Consider the following 14,624-nt stretch of genomic DNA (forward strand, 5'->3'; position numbering starts at 1 on the left):
GGTCGTCAGGGTGCGGCGACCAGCACGTCCCACTGGGAGGCGTCGGACGTGTTGCCGATGGCCGTGCGGACGCTGCCGACCATGCTCTGCAAGCTGCTCGCGCCCGTCAGCACGTGCACCGCGGTCCGGCCTCCGTCGTTCGTGTTGAGCGCGTACAGGTCACCTCTGGCGTCCCCGTCGTAGCGGCCCACGTCGAGGCGCCACACCGGGTCGGTCGTCGCGTGCATGGCGGTTTTGGTGTGCGCGAGCGGCGACTGGAAGCTGCTCGCCGCGCTGTAGATGTGCGCCGCGGTCGCCCCTCCGTCGTTGCGGTTGACGGCCCACAGGTCCGCCCGGCCGTCACCGTCGTAGTCCCCGGCCATGAGCTTCCAGACGTCCGCGGTCGTCTCGTGCTGCCCGCTCAGCGTCTGCATCGAGAACAGCTGGTAGCTCGACGCGGCGTCGAGGACATGGACGGAGGTCCTGCCCTGGTCGTTGCGGTACATCGCGTACACGTCGTCCCTGTTGTCGCCGTTGAAGTCGGCGACGTCGAGGGACCACAGGCTCGAGGTCGTCTGGTGTAGTGCCGTGAGGGTGTGGAGCAACGCGGTCTGGTAGTTGTTCGCGCCGTTCCACACGTGGACGGCCGTCTTGCCCTGGTCGTTGCGGTTGATGCTGTAGAGGTCGAGCACCCCGTCGCCGTTGAAGTCACCCATGAAGTTGCTCCACACGGGGTTCGTGGTCTCGTGCATGCCCGTCTTGGTCTGGGTGGAGTACGCCTGGAACTGGGTCGAGCTCTGCAGGCGGTGCAGTGCGGTGGTGCCGCCGTCGTTCTTGTTCAGCGCGAAGAGGTCGCCGGGCGAGTCGTTCTTGGCCTGGGTGACGACCCGGGCGTCCGTCACGACCATCTGCTGGGTGGGGAAGACCGCCGACGCGTCGGGTGGCGCGAACTTCCCGCTCTGCGTGGCGCTGAAGACCTCACCCTGCAGGATCGCCCTCCAGCTGCCACCGCCGAGCGACTGCGAACAGGTGTAGCTGGTGTTCGGGAACCCGTTCTGCTCGAGCTTGGCCGCACTGAACGTGCCGACGCCGCAGGTGTAGTCCGCCACGCCGCCGCCGTTGAGCCGGTAGCTGATCGCGTTGTCGGTCCGGGACGCCTGCCAGGTGTTGAACTCACCGGGCCGGAACAGCTCCGCCTTCGTGCCGGCGGAGACGAACGACCCGTCCTTGCACGAGATGTGCGTGTTGGTCTCGGACGTCGTCCGGGCGGAGCCGTACATCTCGGTGAGGTCGAGCTCACCCAGGTAGCTCTTCTCGCCGTTGGCGCAGTAGCGGCCGTTCGTCATCCAGATGGCGTTGCGAGTGCCCCGGACGGCGTTGGCGGGGAGCTTTGCCGTGGCGGTCATCGTGAAGTTCTGCCCGGCGAGCGCGGCGTCCGGAAGCTCGATACGACCCGTGGAGTACCACATCTGGCCCTCGCCCGGCTGGCACGCCGCGGGATGCTCCGGCTGTCCTTCCGCGCCCACGTTGCCACAGTGCCGCTTCGTCGTGATGACCACCTGGCCCGAGGCGTTGGTGTCCACGTTGCCTTTCATCATGTACGCACCCGAGCGTGGGTTGGTGGCGGGCCCCTCCCGCTTGAACCAGGTCTGACCCCCCAACACGATGGTCGGGTCGCTCGGCGCCGCGGTGGCGGTGCCGGCTCCGGCCAGGCCGGCCGCGGCGAGCAGGCCGAGCAGGACCACCCCCGAACCGAACGTTCTCGATGTGCGTCGACGCATGACGTGTCCCCTCGATGAGCGGTGGCGGAGGCAGGCCCCCCGCTGACGGGCCCAGTCTGGTGTCGCGGGGCCCCGTGCTCCAGCGAGACGGCCCTGGTTGCAGGTTCCTGCAACCAGGGCCCCGTCGAACAGCCGAGGCCGGGCCGCGGAGGAGGCCGCCGGGTCAGGCCTGGCCGAGCCTGTCGAGGATCAGCTGACGGGCGGCGCCGGCGTCCGCCTGGCCGCGCATCTCCTTCATCACCTGGCCGATGAGGGCACCGACCGCCTGGACCTTGCCGCCGCGGATCTTCTCGGCGACGTCGGGGTTGGCGGCGATGACCTTCTCGACGGCGGCTTCCAGCGCACCGGTGTCCTGGACGAGCTCGAGCCCGCGCGTGTCCGCGACCTCGGTGGGGCTGCCCTCGCCGTCGAGGACGCCCTCCCAGGCCTGCCGGGCCATCGAGTCGTTGAGCCGCCCACCCGTGACGAGGCCCTCGAGCTCGACGACGTGCGCCGGCGTGACCCCGAGGCGCGCCGCGTAGGTGGGCACGTCCTCGCCCTCGGCGTTGGCGCGCCGGGCGACCTCGCCGGACCACCACTTCCGGGCGGCCGCCGGCGAGGCACCGGCGGCGACGGTCTCCTCGACGAGCTCGACGAGGCCGGCGTTCATGACGTCGCGCATCTCGAGGTCGCTGTAGCCCCACGCCGTCTGCAGCCGCTTGCGCCGCTCGGCGGGCGGCTCCGGCAGAGTGGCCCGCAGCGCCTCCACCGTCTCGCGCGAGGGCGCCACGGGGACGAGGTCGGGCTCGGGGAAGTACCGGTAGTCCTCGGCGTCGGACTTCACCCGCCCGGACGTCGTGATCCCGGTGTCCTCGTGCCAGTGCCGGGTCTCCTGGGTGATGGCGCCGCCACCGGCGAGCACCGCCGCGTGCCGGCCGATCTCGTAGCGCACGGCACGCTCGACCGACCGCAGCGAGTTGACGTTCTTGGTCTCGGTCCGGGTGCCGAAGACGTCCGAGCCGGCCGGCGTGAGGGACAGGTTGACGTCGCAGCGCATCGAGCCCTGCTCCATCTTGACGTCCGAGACGTCCATCGCCTTGAGCAGGTCCCGGAGCGTCGCGACGTAGGCGCGGGCGACCTCCCCGGCCCGCTCGCGGGTGCCGGTGATGGGCTTGGTGACGATCTCGATGAGCGGGATGCCGGCGCGGTTGTAGTCGACCAGGCTGTGCGTCGCGCCGTGGATGCGGCCGGTGGCACCGCCGACGTGCAGCGACTTGCCGGTGTCCTCCTCCATGTGGGCGCGCTCGATCTCGACCCGGTACGTCGACCCGTCCTCGAGCTCGACGTCGAGGTGGCCGTCGAACGCGATGGGCTCGTCGTACTGCGAGGTCTGGAAGTTCTTCGGCATGTCCGGGTAGAAGTAGTTCTTCCGCGCGAACCGGCACCACGGCGCGATCTCGCAGCTCAGCGCCAGCCCGATCCGGATGGCCGACTCGACGGCGGTCGCGTTGACGACGGGCAGCGCGCCCGGCAGGCCGAGGCACACCGGGCAGACCTGGGTGTTCGGCTCGGCGCCGAACCCGGTCGGGCAGCCGCAGAACATCTTCGTGGCGGTCCCGAGCTCGACGTGGACCTCGAGGCCCATCACCGGGTCGTAGGACGCGAGCGCGTCCTCGAAGGACAGGGTCGGCTCGCCGGTCGTCGTGCTCATCGGGCCACCTCCAGCTCGGGGGCGCGGTCCAGGAGGGGGCCGCCCCAGGCTGCCGTGAGCCGCGCCTCCAGGGCGGCGCCGACGGCGTACATCCGGTCATCGGCCATCGCCGGCGCGAGCACCTGGAACCCGGTGGGCAGGCCGTCCTCGTCGGCGACGCCGCTCGGGACGGACAGCCCCGGGATGCCCGCGAGGTTCGCCGGGATGGTCGCGATGTCGTTGAGGTACATCGCCATCGGGTCGTCGAGCTTGTCGCCGAACCGGAAGGCCGTGGTCGGCGCGGTGGGGCTGACGAGGACGTCGGCGCTGCCGAACGCGGCGGTGAAGTCGTCCGCGATGAGCCGGCGCACCTTCTGGGCCGAGCCGTAGTACGCGTCGTAGTAGCCGCTGGAGAGGGCGTACGTGCCGAGGATGATGCGGCGCTTGACCTCGTCGCCGAAGCCCGCGTCACGGGAGGCGGCCATGACCTGTTCGGCGCTCGGGGCGTCGACGCCGCCCGGCGCGACGCGCAGGCCGTAGCGCATGGCGTCGAACTTGGCGAGGTTGCTGCTCGCCTCGCTCGGGAGGATGAGGTAGTACGCGGCGAGCGCGTAGGTGAACGAGGGGCAGGAGACCTCGACGACCTCGGCCCCGGCGTCGACGAGGTGCTGCACGGCCTCGTCGAAGCGCTGCTGCACCCCGGCCTGGAAGCCCTCGCCGGTGAGCTCGCGGACGATGCCGATACGCATCCCGGACACGTCGGCGCGGCGGGCGGCGTCGACGACCGGGGGCACCGGGGCGTCGACGGACGTGGAGTCCATCGGGTCGTGGCCGCCGATGACCTCGTGCAGCAGCGCGGCGTCGAGGACGGTGCGGGTGCACGGGCCGGCCTGGTCGAGCGAGGAGGCCAGCGCGACGAGCCCGTAGCGGGAGACCCCGCCGTACGTGGGCTTCGCGCCGACCGTGCCGGTGACGGCGGCGGGCTGGCGGATGGAGCCGCCGGTGTCGGTGCCGATGGCCAGCGGTGCCTGGAACGAGCCGACGACGGACGACGACCCGCCGCCCGACCCGCCGGGGATGCGCTCGAGGTCCCACGGGTTGCGGCTCGGCCCGTACGCGCTGTGCTCGGTGGAGGAGCCCATCGCGAACTCGTCCATGTTCGTCTTGCCGAGGATGGGCATCCCGGCGGCCCGCAGGCGCGTCACGAGCGTGGCGTCGTACGGCGGCACCCAGCCCTCGAGGATCCTCGAGCCGCACGTCGTGGGCAGACCGCGGGTGGCCATGACGTCCTTGACGGCGATCGGCACACCGGCGAGCGCGTGCAGCCCCTCGCCCGCGGCCCGGGCGGCGTCGACGGCGTCGGCCGCCGCGAGCGCGCCCTCGGCGTCGACGTGCAGGTAGGAGTGCACGGCGCCGTCGACGGCGGCGGTGCGGTCGAGGAGCGCCTGGGTCACCTCGCGTGAGGAGACGGAGCCGGCGCCGAGGAGGTCGGCGAGCTCGGCGGCGGTGGCGCGGGTCAGGTCGGTGGTCACGGTCGGGTCCTCAGGGGGTCCGGGAGCGGCGGGCGGCGAACGGGCCGCGGCTCACTCGTCGTCCAGGATGCGCGGCACGCTGAAGCGCTGCTGCTCGGCCTCGGGGGCCCCGGCCAGGGCCTCCTCCGGGGCGAGGCAGGGCCGGACCTCGTCCGGCCGGGTCACGTTGACGATCGGCATCGGGTGGCTCATCGGCTCGACGTCGGCGATCGGGGCCTGCTGCACGGTGGCCACCGACTCGAGGATGACACCGAGCTCGCCGACCATCCGGTCGAGCTCGGCCTCGGACAGGTCGATGCGGGCGAGCCCGGCGAGGTGAGCGACGTCGTCGCGGGTGAGGTCGGCCATGGCGGCCAGTCTATGGGCGTGCCGGCACTGCGCCCGCCGCGGGCCGGGTGCGGCCCGCCCGGCGCGCACCCTGCGAGAATCGCGCGGTGCTCACGGACACCGCGTCGCTCCAGACGGTCCTCGACGTCTGCGGTGTGTTCGTGTTCGCGCTGTCCGGCGCACTCGTCGCGGTCCGTCGCGGCCTGGACCTCTTCGGCGTCATGGTGCTCGCCTGGGTGGCCGGGCTCGGCGGCGGGATCATCCGCGACGTCTTCCTCGGGATCACCCCACCGGTGGCCGTCAGCGACTGGAGGCTCCTCGCCTCGGCCGTCCTCGCGGCCCTGGCGGTCTTCTTGCTGTACGGCAGCTGGCAGCGCCGGTCCGCGGGCGGGGGTGGCGGGCGGCGGCACGTGACCCGCGCCGTCCGGCTCCTCGACGCCGCCGGGCTCGCGCTCTTCGCGGTCAACGGCGCCCTCGTCGCGCTCTCCCGCGACGCGGGGCCACTCGCCGCCACGATCGTCGGTGGCATCACGGCGGTCGGGGGCGGGGTGCTGCGCGACGTGCTCGCGCGGCAGGTGCCGGAGGTGCTCCAGCGCGAGCTCTACGCCGTGCCGGCCCTGGCGGGGTCGGCCGCCGTCGTCGTCCTGGACCGCACCGGCACGCTCTCCCCCGCGACGGCCTGGCTCGCGGTGGCGCTCGTGTTCGGGATCCGCGTGCTCGCCGTCGCGCTCGACCTCAACGCACCCCGGGCGCTGCGCAGCAGCCCGGGTGACTGAGCGGCTCGTCAGGCGTCGGCGCCGAGCAGCCGCTCGCGGGAGTAGTCGCCCTCGACGAGCGAGGGGTCTCGCCTGGCCCACTCGCGCACGACGCCGAGGGCCGCCGGCCACTCCCGCATCGACTCCTCGAGCTGGGCGGCGACGCGTCCGTCACCGTCGAGCAGCTGCACCCGGGCGCCGCGGTTCGCCCGCCCGACGACCGCGGCAGGCAGGGCCCGGATCTCGCGGAGCGCCGAGACGGGGACCGACACGTTGCCCGGGCGGCGCTCCACCCGGTCGTTCACGACATCGAGCACGATGCGGTACCGGGCGATCCCCCACGCGGCAGGGGGGATGACCGCGACGAAGAAGAACAGCAGCACGTAGCCGACGAGCGTCGCGGCGAGCGGCGTGCCGTCCCCGAACCCGGCCCGGGTGACGACGAAGCCGACGAAGGTGTAGGCGCACGCTCCCCAGAACACGAGCATCAACGGCAGCGCGACGAACCGGACCCAGGCCGGGGACCGGACGACGACGCGGGCGGGGAGTGCTCCCCGTTGAGGCTCGCTCACGCCCGTCAGTATCGTCTCTTTCCGAGGGGCCGCACCCATCGAGGACACGGCCACCGCAGACGCACCACACCGGGAGGAGACCCGACGTGACGCACTTCGACGTGACTCCGGGCGAGATCCGGGCGCACGCCGCGGATGTCTCGCGGGTGGCCCAGACGCTGGGCCAGATGCAGGAGGCGAGCTCGGTCAGCGGGGACAGCTACGGGCTGCTCCTCCAGTGGCTGCCCGGGGCCATCAACGCCGTCATCGGCGACGTCGAGGGCGCCCTCGACTCCGTGGCCCGCAACGCCGACCACGCCGTCAACGGCCTGAAGGCGATGGCCGACCAGTACGAGGCCGACGACGTCAACGCCTCGTGGCAGCTGAGGGGCTCCTACCCGTGACCGAGACACCCCCGTCCATGGGCCCCGCCAACCCCTACAGCGTCGCCGACCAGGGCAGCACCAACGCCGGGGACTCCGTCCTCGGTCTCGACGAGGGGTCCGGCTGGACCTCCGGCGCGGGCCTCATCGACAGCGGCTACGGCACGATCGACGCGCTGTGCAGCGGCAACTGGGTCGACGCCGCCCTGAGCGGTGTCGCCACCGTCATCGACGCGGCCGCGACCGCCGCCGACCCGCTGGGCTCCGCGCTCGCCGCCGGGATCGGATGGGTCATCGACCACCTCAACCCGATCAAGAAGTGGTTCGAGGAGGTTGCGGGCAACCCCGGCGGCGCCATCGCCCAGGCGCAGACCTGGGGCCTGGTCTCCGCCGACCTCGGCCCCGCCGCGACCGACTGGGGCGCGAGCGCCGCGACCCTGTGAGGAGGCAACGAGGGCCCGGCCGTCAACGCGTACCTCGGATGGCAGCAGACCCACACCGAGGCGATCACCGCGCTCCAGGGAGCCACGTCCGCGATGGAGACCGCGATCAGCGTCTCGGCGGGCATCGTCGGCTTCGTCCACGGGTTCCTGCGCGACATCCTCGCCCAGCTCGTCGGTGCAGCGATCAGCTGGATGGCCGAGGCGCTGCTCTCCTTCGGCACGCTCATCCCGTGGATCTGTACCCAGATCGGCACCCGGGTCGCCGCGCTCACCTCCAGGTGCTCGACCTTCGTCGAAGGCCTGGTCAGGTCCGGCAGCAAGCTCGGCGAGCTGCTCGAGCTGCTCGGCTCCTGGGGCCGCCAGCTGCTGCACCTGCTCGACAAGGTGCAGACCAACCCGGCCCTGCACCGCCCGGCCCCACGACACCTCGCGCCGGGTGGGCCCACGGTGAGGCCGTGGAGCTGGACACCGCCGGACGGATGGCGCCCCCGCGGGGCCCACTCGGCAGCCCCGCCGACCTTCGGCGACGCCATGCGCGACGCCGGCGCGGCGGCCGGCCGGGATACCGGCTACACGACGACGACCAACGCGACCGACGGTGGCAAGAACACCCACGAGGCGCTCGACGAGCCCGAGGACTAGGCCCCCCCGGGCAGCGTCAGAAGGCGCGTGCGATGAGGACGGCGAGGTAGACCGGGTAGTAGGCGAGCCCCGCCACGACGACGGTCCAGACGACCCAGCGGGTGACCAGCCCTGCCGTCGTCCGGCGCTTCGGCTCCGGGGCGCGGAAGACGGCGAAGAAGCGCGAGGCGGCCATCGGCCCGTAGTTCCCGCTCGCGCGGCCGGCGAAGGGACTCCACCAGTCGCCGGTGCGCAGCCCCACGACGACACCACGGACGAACGGGATGAGGAAGACGAGCAGGATCCCCCCGAAGAGCAGGAGCCCGATCGCCCCGGCGAGGGCGACTCCGCGCTCGGGGTGCAGCTCCTGGACCAGCACGACGCTCTCCTCCCAGACGACGGCCCGCCCGTCCGCTCCGGCGTGCTCGGGCCCGACGGTACACGCCGGCTGCGCGCGGTCGCCCCTGGCCGAGGACGCGGGCTAGGGTCGCCGTCATGACACAGCCGAGCGGCTACTCCAGCCCCGAGGAGGCCCTCGCCGCGATCGCGCGGGACACCGCCTCGGCGGGCCCCGCGGCCGACGCGGCCCTCGCGTGGCAGCAGGAGGCCGAAGCCCTCACCGGCACCGGGACCGCCGAGGACGGGCACGTGCGCGCCGTCGTCGACGTCCAGGGGATGCTCACCGGGCTCGTCGTCGGTGACGCCGTCGCCGCCCGGGGCGGGCGGGCCGTCACGGCCGCGGTCCGCACTGCGCTGCGCGGAGCCCAGGAGGACGTCCGCCGCGCCGCCCGAGAATCCGCCGAGCGGGCGTGGGGCCCGGGCTCGGCCACCGCTGAGGCGTTCGGCGCCGAGGTCGACCGCGCGACGCCGCTCGTCGAGATCGAGCCCCCCGAGTCCGACGGGCGCACGATGCCCGGCGACCGTCCCGGCGGCCCGACGACGGGTGGCACGTGGTGAGCGGCCCGGCGTTCGGCGCCGACCCACAACGGTTCGCCGGCGAGACGCCCACCGAGACCGAGCTGGGCCGTCTCGTCGCCCAGGCCCAGGCCGCGATGGCCTGGCGGGCGTCGGTCGACGCGCTGCGCGGCCGAGGGCGGTCGGCCGACGGGGTCGAGGCCGAGGTCAGCGCGTCAGGCGGTGTCGTCGGCGTGCGCGTCCCCGACGCCGCGTGCGCGAACGGCGGGCAGGGTGTCACCGAGCAGGTGCTCGACGCCGTGCTGGCAGCCCAGCAGGACCTCGCCGAGCAGCTGCGACGCTCGAGCGCGGAGACGTTCGGCGAGGACTCCCCCGCCGCCCGCACCGTCGCGACGTCCACCGAGACGCGTTTCCGTCGGGCGGCGCCGCTCCCCGACGACCCGGACGCACCGGGCGGCGGCTGAGCGAGCACCACTGCCCCGTCCGGTGCGGCCCGGACGTATCAGGAGGGGGCTCCGGCCCTCCTGCGAGGTGAGCGGCCAGACGGACTGGTGGATCGGCCCGCCACGCTCGGAAGAAGCACCAGCATGCCGACCAAGAAGAGGAAGAGTCCCTCCCTGCCCGCCGCCGTGCGGACCCGTCTCGCGGACGCCCTGGGCGCCGACCCGGTGCTCGGCCCCGTCGCCGAGACGACCCTGACGTCCGGCACGACCCTCACGGCGTTCCACGCCACCCACCCGGAGCGGCCCAACGAGGTCACCTCGGTCGTCGTCGACGACGAGGGGAGCATCCGGCCGCTCGCCGACGTCGTCGCGACCCTCGGCCACGACCCGTTCGTCCCCGTCTTCGGCCCCGGCGTCCTCGTGCCGAGGCCGCTCCCGAAGGACCCGGTCACGATCAGCCCGACCCGCAACGACTGGCGCCTCGACGAGTGCGACCGGCACCGGGAGAAGATCACCGTGACGATCCCCCCGACCGGTGCCGCCCCGAAGGCGGACCTCTACCTGCTCGCCGACACCACGGGCAGCATGGCCCCGGTCATCGAGGCCGTGAAGGCCGGGGCCGACGCCATCCTCGGCGACCCCGGCCTCGCCGCGTTCGACATCGCGTGGGGCGTGGGCAGCTACCGCGACTTCCCGGCGCCGGGTGTCAACTCCTACGCCTTCCAGCACCAGCTGAGCCCGACGACCGACCACGTCGCCGCGGACGCCGCCATCTCGGCGTGGAGCGCCGACGAGGGCGGGGACACCCCGGAGGGACAGCTCTACGCGCTGCACGAGCTCGCGACGAACCCCGGCATCGGCTGGCGGCCCGACAGCAAGCGGATCGTCGTCTGGTTCGGCGACGCGCCGGGCCACGACCCCGTCTGCACCGACCTGACCGGGCTCGCGTCGGCGGTCACCGAGGCCTCCGTCACCGCCGAGCTCACCGGAGCGGACGTCACGGTCGTCGCCGTGAGCACGACGACCGGGACCCCGGCCGCGCTCGACGGTGACCCCGACGTCGGGGTCACCGACTACCCGACGTGCCCGCCGAACGGGAACGCCGGGCAGGCGACGCGCATCACGGCGGCGACCGGCGGTGAGCACCGCACCGGGGTCGACCCGAGCGCGATCGTCACGACGCTCACCGACCTCGTCGAGGCGGCGGTGACGTCGACCGGCAACGTCCACCTGGAGCCGACCGGAGACACCGCCCAGTTCGTCGGCTCGATCACGCCGTCCGGCGGATACGGCCCGCTGCCCGGGGACGAGACCCACACGCTGTCGTTCGTCGTCGAGTGGGTGGGGACGCGTCGCTGTCTCGAGCGGGACCAGGTGTTCACCGGGACCATCGACGTCGTCGCCGACGGCGTGGTCGTCGCGCGCAAGCGGGTGCGGGTCACCGTCCCGAAGTGCCGCTACCACTACGTCGTCGAGATGGTCTGCGGCACCCGCAAGCCGGGCGACGGCGACGACCGCGAGGGCGCCTGCGCCGTCGTCCCGGGTCGCTACGCGACCGCCGTGCTCGTCGACAACCCGGGCACGTGCCCGGCGACGATCGAGAAGCGCTTCGCCCCGCTCGTCGTCCACGGCAAGACCATCGGGCGAGAGCCGGAGGTCCAGCCGGCGCGGCCGTTCGCGCAGATCGAGCTGCCCGCCGGGCACGCGACGATGGACGACTGCTGCGCCCTCGACGAGGCCGTCGACCACGGCCCGGAGCTGCTCGTCGGCGTGCTCGACATCGTGTCGGACCGACCGCTCGAGGTGCGGGCCGTGCACACCGCGGACGGCGGGCCCGAGTCGGTCGGTGCGCCGTCCATCACCACCCGGTCGGTCGAGGCGCGGCACGCGCCCTGACCGAACGTCCGGGCGCACCCACCGACCTGGGCGCGCCCCCGGAGCACGACCCGGCGGGCCATCGCCGATCCAGGCCCGCCGGGTCGTCTGCGCGCGGCCCCGCCCGCTCAGCCCGGGTCGCCGGTCTCCAGGAGCCGGACGAACTGCGCCTCGTCGAGGATGGTCAGGCCGAGCTCGCGGGCCTTGGTCTCCTTGCTGCCGGCGTTCTCGCCGACGACGACGTAGTCGGTCTTCTTCGACACCGAGCCGGATGCCTTCCCACCCGCCGCGAGAACCGCCTCCTTCGCCGAGTCGCGCGAGAACCCCTCGAGCGAGCCGGTGACGACCACGGTCTTGCCGGAAAGCACTCCACCTCCCTCGCCACCGCGTCCCGGCCCGGGATGGTCCGGCACGGCGAAGGCCACGCCTGCCGCGCGCCACTCCCGGACGATCTCCTGGTGCCAGTCGCCGGCGAGCCACTCGACGACGGCCTCGGCGATGACCGGCCCGACGCCGTCGACCTCGGCGAGCTCCTCGACCGACGCCCGCTCGATGTGCTCCAGCGAGCCGAACCAGCCGGCGAGCGCACGCGCCGCGACCGGTCCGACGTGCCGGATGTTGAGCGAGACGAGCTGGCGCCAGAGGTCCTTGCCCTTGGCGGCCTCGAGCTCGGCGATGAGCGTCTCGGCCTGCGCGGACGGGAGGACCTCTCGGTGGCTCTTCGTGACGCCCTCCCTGCGGCGTTCGGCCGGCGTGAGGCCCTCGGTGCCGGGCGGGTAGGTCGCCTCCCCGAGCTTCTGGAACGGGCGGCGCACGACCGGCTCCCCGGTGTCGTCGTCGACCTTCGGCTCGCCGGTCTCGGCGTCCCGGACGACGACCTCGATGGGCACGAGCTGCTCGAGGGTGAGGCCGAACAGCCCGGCCTCGGTGCGCAGCGGAGGCGCCTCGGGGACCCGGGGCTGGGTGAGCGCCGCCGCGGTGACCTCGCCGAGCGCCTCGACGTCGAGGGCTGCGCGGGACCCGATGTACTCGACCCGCCCGCGCACCTGCGCCGGACACGACCGCGCGTTCGGGCAGCGGAGGTCGACGTCGCCCTCCTTCATCGGGCGCAGCGTCGTGCCGCACTCGGGGCACCCGGTGGGCATGACGAACTCGCGCTCGCTCCCGTCCCGGAGCGCGACGACCGGGCCGAGGATCTCGGGGATGACGTCGCCGGCCTTGCGGAGCACGACCGTGTCGCCGATGAGCACTCCCTTGGCGCGCACGACGTCCTGGTTGTGCAGCGTGGCCTGGCGCACCTGGCTGCCGGCCACGAGCACCTTCTCGAGGACGGCGTACGGGGTGGCCCGCCCGGTGCGTCCGACGCCGACCAGGATGTCGAGGAGCCTGGTGTTCACCTCCTCGGGCGGGTACTTGTACGCCATGGCCCACCGGGGCGCCCGGCTCGTGGCCCCGAGCTGACGCTGCACCGCGGTCTCGTCGACCTTGACGACGACGCCGTCGATCTCGTGCTCGACGCCGTGCCGCTGCTCGCCGTAGCCGTCGACGAACGCCTGGACGTCCTCGACGGTGTCGAGCACCCGGTAGTGGCTGCTCGTCGGAAGCCCCCAGCCGTGCAACAGGTCGTAGGCCTCCGACTGCCGGGTGATGTCGAAGCCCTTCCGGGCGCCGATGCCGTGGACGAGCATCTGCAGGGGGCGCGTGGCCGTGACCCGGGGGTCCTTCTGCCGCAGCGACCCTGCCGCCGCGTTGCGCGGGTTGGCGAAGGGTGGCTTGCCCTGCTCCACGAGGCTCGCGTTGAGGCCGGCGAACGCCTCGACGGGGAAGAACACCTCGCCCCGGACCTCGACGAGGGCCGGGACGTCGTCGCCGTGCAGCTCGGTGGGGACACCGTCGATGGTGCGGACGTTGAGCGTGACGTCCTCGCCGGTGCGGCCGTCGCCGCGGGTCAGTGCGCGGGTGAGCCGACCGTCCTCGTAGAGGAGGTTGACCGCGAGGCCGTCGATCTTCAGCTCGCACAGGTAGTGGAAGACCGCTCCGCCGATGTCGCGCTCGACCCGGGCGGCCCAGGCGGCGAGCTCCTCGGCGGAGAAGGCGTTGTCCAGGCTGAGCATCCGCTCGAGGTGGTCGACGGCCCGGAAGTCGGTGGCGAACACCGCACCCCCGACCTGCTGGGTGGGGCTGTCCGGGGTGCGCAGCGACGGGTGCGCCTCCTCGAGCTCGTTCAGGCGGCGGACCAGCCGGTCGTACTCGCCGTCGCTGACCGTCGGGGCGTCCTTGACGTGGTACGCGAACTGGTGCGCCCGTGCCTCCTCGGCCAGGCCCTCCCACTCGTGGCGGACGTCGTCCGGCACGGCCTCGGCAGGCTGCTGCACGGCGGGGTCCGAGGGGGTGTCGCTCACGGCGTCATCCTGCCGCACGGCACCGACCGGGACCGACGACGAGCCCCGGACCCGGCTTCAGAAGGTCGGCGGCACGAGGACGATCATCTGCGTGGCCTGGTGCCCCTTCGACGCGAAGCCGACCGTGCTGGCCGGCTGCGCCATGCCCAGGCCCTTCGGCTTGTAGAAGCCGTCGATGGACCCCTCCGGAGCCCGCGGGACGATCCGCCCGCCGGTGCGCGCCGACAGGTCGTTCGGGTCGCTGCGGACGACCTTGTTCCAGTCGCCGCCGAGGACGAGCCGCTTCGGGTGGCTGTCGGAGAGCTGCTTGACGTTCCTGACCATCCGCTCGTACGGGCCGTCGGCGCCGGTCTGGCAGCGCGGGGGCGGCAGGTGGAGCGACGCGGGGCGGATGACGCCGCCGTTCTTCAGCTCGACCCGCACGTGGGCCACGTACCGGGCGAGGATCCCGCAGGCCCCGCCCACGTCGGGGGTCCCGAGCGTGAGCCGGAGCGGGCCGATGTCGGACGCCGCGGCGACGATCGAGCGGCGGACGATGACCGCCGAGCCCTGCTTGGCGTCCGAGGTCGTGTCCTGGCGCACGACCCACCGGTCGTCGCCGCGCAGCGCGCGGGCGAAGTCGACGTTCTTCGCCTCCTGGACCAGGACGACGTCCGCCCTCTGGCTGTACTTGGCGAACCGCTCCATGACCAGGTCCGGGTCGGCGCCGAAGTTCACGTTGGCCGTGACGATCCGGACCCGCTGCGGGTCGGCGGCCGACGCGGCCGGGGCGCCCGTCGCCAAGGCCGTCCCGGCCAACGCCGTCGCCAGCGCCGCGAGCACCGTCCGTCGGGTGCGTGTCGTACCTGCCATCGCCGATCACTCCTCGAGTCGTGCCCTCCCCCGTCGGACGGGCCCGGGGGCGACCCTCCCGACCGCCGCTGTGCCCGTGGTGCGTGTTCGCTGCGA

Annotated in this window: 15 protein-coding genes; 7 read left to right on the forward strand and 8 right to left on the reverse strand. The window is 73.3% G+C overall.

All coding sequences use genetic code 11. The features are described from left to right. Positions 1-5 precede the first annotated feature (5 nt). From JQN72_RS14265 to gatC, 4 genes are all read right to left on the reverse strand, one after another. Positions 6-1,724: a VCBS repeat-containing protein gene (locus JQN72_RS14265; protein WP_204135797.1), complete on the reverse strand. Its 1,719-nt coding sequence runs from the start codon at positions 1,722-1,724 to the stop codon at positions 6-8. A gap of 199 nt (positions 1,725-1,923) precedes the next feature. Beyond that, positions 1,924-3,450 (reverse strand): Asp-tRNA(Asn)/Glu-tRNA(Gln) amidotransferase subunit GatB, encoded by a 1,527-nt coding sequence (gene gatB, locus JQN72_RS14270; protein ID WP_204135798.1) that lies wholly within the window; start codon positions 3,448-3,450, stop codon positions 1,924-1,926. After that, positions 3,447-4,961 (reverse strand): Asp-tRNA(Asn)/Glu-tRNA(Gln) amidotransferase subunit GatA, encoded by a 1,515-nt coding sequence (gatA, locus tag JQN72_RS14275; RefSeq protein WP_204135799.1) that lies wholly within the window; start codon positions 4,959-4,961, stop codon positions 3,447-3,449. Before gatA ends, gatB begins: the two co-directional genes overlap by 4 nt. A gap of 51 nt (positions 4,962-5,012) precedes the next feature. After that, complete coding sequence (gatC, locus tag JQN72_RS14280) at positions 5,013-5,309, reverse strand: Asp-tRNA(Asn)/Glu-tRNA(Gln) amidotransferase subunit GatC (protein WP_204135800.1); 297 nt, start codon at positions 5,307-5,309, stop codon at positions 5,013-5,015. A gap of 86 nt (positions 5,310-5,395) precedes the next feature. Between gatC and JQN72_RS14285 the strand changes: the two genes are divergently transcribed. After that, the gene (locus JQN72_RS14285) at positions 5,396-6,064 is read left to right on the forward strand and encodes a trimeric intracellular cation channel family protein (protein WP_204135801.1); all 669 of its coding nucleotides are present in this window, start codon (positions 5,396-5,398) and stop codon (positions 6,062-6,064) included. Between the two features lie 8 nt (positions 6,065-6,072). Here the strand turns inward: JQN72_RS14285 and JQN72_RS14290 are convergent, their stop codons facing one another. Continuing rightward, the gene (locus JQN72_RS14290) at positions 6,073-6,615 is read right to left on the reverse strand and encodes a hypothetical protein (protein ID WP_204135802.1); all 543 of its coding nucleotides are present in this window, start codon (positions 6,613-6,615) and stop codon (positions 6,073-6,075) included. Positions 6,616-6,701: 86 nt separating this feature from the next. Between JQN72_RS14290 and JQN72_RS14295 the strand changes: the two genes are divergently transcribed. From JQN72_RS14295 to JQN72_RS14305, 3 genes are all read left to right on the forward strand, one after another. Next, entirely contained in the window at positions 6,702-6,998 is a 297-nt protein-coding gene (locus JQN72_RS14295) for a type VII secretion target (RefSeq protein WP_204135803.1), read from the forward strand. Beyond that, complete coding sequence (locus JQN72_RS14300; RefSeq protein ID WP_204135804.1) at positions 6,995-7,420, forward strand: hypothetical protein; 426 nt, start codon at positions 6,995-6,997, stop codon at positions 7,418-7,420. The genes JQN72_RS14295 and JQN72_RS14300 overlap by 4 nt, the downstream gene beginning before the upstream one ends. A 93-nt stretch (positions 7,421-7,513) precedes the next feature. Next, complete coding sequence (locus JQN72_RS14305) at positions 7,514-8,062, forward strand: hypothetical protein (RefSeq protein WP_204135805.1); 549 nt, start codon at positions 7,514-7,516, stop codon at positions 8,060-8,062. 16 nt (positions 8,063-8,078) lie between these two features. On the opposite strand, the gene JQN72_RS14310 is transcribed toward JQN72_RS14305, so the two are convergent. Continuing rightward, entirely contained in the window at positions 8,079-8,420 is a 342-nt protein-coding gene (locus JQN72_RS14310; protein WP_204135806.1) for a hypothetical protein, read from the reverse strand. Between the two features lie 116 nt (positions 8,421-8,536). Here JQN72_RS14310 and JQN72_RS14315 point away from each other — a divergent pair, with 116 nt between their 5' ends. From JQN72_RS14315 to JQN72_RS14325, 3 genes are all read left to right on the forward strand, one after another. Beyond that, the gene (locus JQN72_RS14315; RefSeq protein WP_204135807.1) at positions 8,537-8,998 is read left to right on the forward strand and encodes a YbaB/EbfC family nucleoid-associated protein; all 462 of its coding nucleotides are present in this window, start codon (positions 8,537-8,539) and stop codon (positions 8,996-8,998) included. Beyond that, positions 8,995-9,420 carry a hypothetical protein gene (locus tag JQN72_RS14320; protein WP_204135808.1) on the forward strand — a complete coding sequence of 142 codons (426 nt, stop codon included), beginning with the start codon at positions 8,995-8,997 and terminating at the stop codon, positions 9,418-9,420. Before JQN72_RS14315 ends, JQN72_RS14320 begins: the two co-directional genes overlap by 4 nt. Positions 9,421-9,543: 123 nt before the next feature. Beyond that, the gene (locus JQN72_RS14325; RefSeq protein WP_204135809.1) at positions 9,544-11,295 is read left to right on the forward strand and encodes a hypothetical protein; all 1,752 of its coding nucleotides are present in this window, start codon (positions 9,544-9,546) and stop codon (positions 11,293-11,295) included. A 107-nt stretch (positions 11,296-11,402) separates the two neighbouring features. On the opposite strand, the gene ligA is transcribed toward JQN72_RS14325, so the two are convergent. Then, positions 11,403-13,676, reverse strand: a complete 2,274-nt coding sequence (gene ligA, locus JQN72_RS14330; protein ID WP_204135810.1) for an NAD-dependent DNA ligase LigA — start codon at positions 13,674-13,676, stop codon at positions 11,403-11,405. A 57-nt stretch (positions 13,677-13,733) separates the two neighbouring features. Continuing rightward, on the reverse strand, positions 13,734-14,528 hold the full coding sequence (locus tag JQN72_RS14335) for an endonuclease/exonuclease/phosphatase family protein (RefSeq protein ID WP_204135811.1): 795 nt from the start codon (positions 14,526-14,528) through the stop codon (positions 13,734-13,736). Positions 14,529-14,624: the final 96 nt, after the last annotated feature.

Source organism: Phycicoccus sp. CSK15P-2 (genome assembly GCF_016888005.1).
Classification (GTDB): Bacteria; Actinomycetota; Actinomycetes; order Actinomycetales; family Dermatophilaceae; genus Phycicoccus.